The sequence below is a fragment of the Massilia sp. 05N420 genome, from assembly GCF_056397205.1.
Genome location: NZ_JBFTMX010000138.1, coordinates 1 through 542, shown reverse-complemented (window position 1 = coordinate 542; position 542 = coordinate 1). Strand labels below are relative to the sequence as shown.

Below are 542 nucleotides of genomic sequence, written 5' to 3'. Positions count from 1 at the left end.
GTTCAGCAGCCTCGTCCGCAGACAGGGCACTGGCCGAAGCCAGCATCACGGCAGGGGCCGCGCGGACAAACAGCGATGAGTGCGAATTGATAATCCGGCCGCTTTCAAGCTTCAGGAGCGGTCCGTCGATATCAACGACACTATCGGTGAAGCTGAGTTCGCCCCACCCATCAGACGTCCCCTCGATTAGGACGAAGGAATACTTTTCACCGATATTGAACATCTACTCTCCCCAAAGCCGATATCGCTATATTTCCATCCTACTCTAATTGAGCATCAACTCATAATATCGGATTCAGCCAGAACAATTCATCTGCACCCGGCTGCCCGTCTCGGAATGCTGCAGACGTTCCGGAGCAAGACTTCCGTTTCCGCAGCGATACTGAGAAGCAGACATAGCCTGTCTGAGATCCTTACAGTCGGTTCCCGGCGCAATCATGCGGCGCCTCGCGGCTTAACGCCTTGCTGGTCAGTCAAAGCGGCCCTGATCTTGCCCGGCGATCTTCCGGTCGCGTCATCCGCGAAATTGCCGCATCTTCGAT

General features: G+C 55.4%; 1 protein-coding gene. It reads right to left on the bottom strand.

Annotated elements, in window-relative coordinates; translation table 11 throughout:
- On the bottom strand, positions 1–223 hold a 223-nt coding region (locus AC1DIX_RS27650), incomplete at its 3' end, for a hypothetical protein (protein WP_477328533.1).
- Positions 224–542 lie beyond the last annotated feature (319 nt).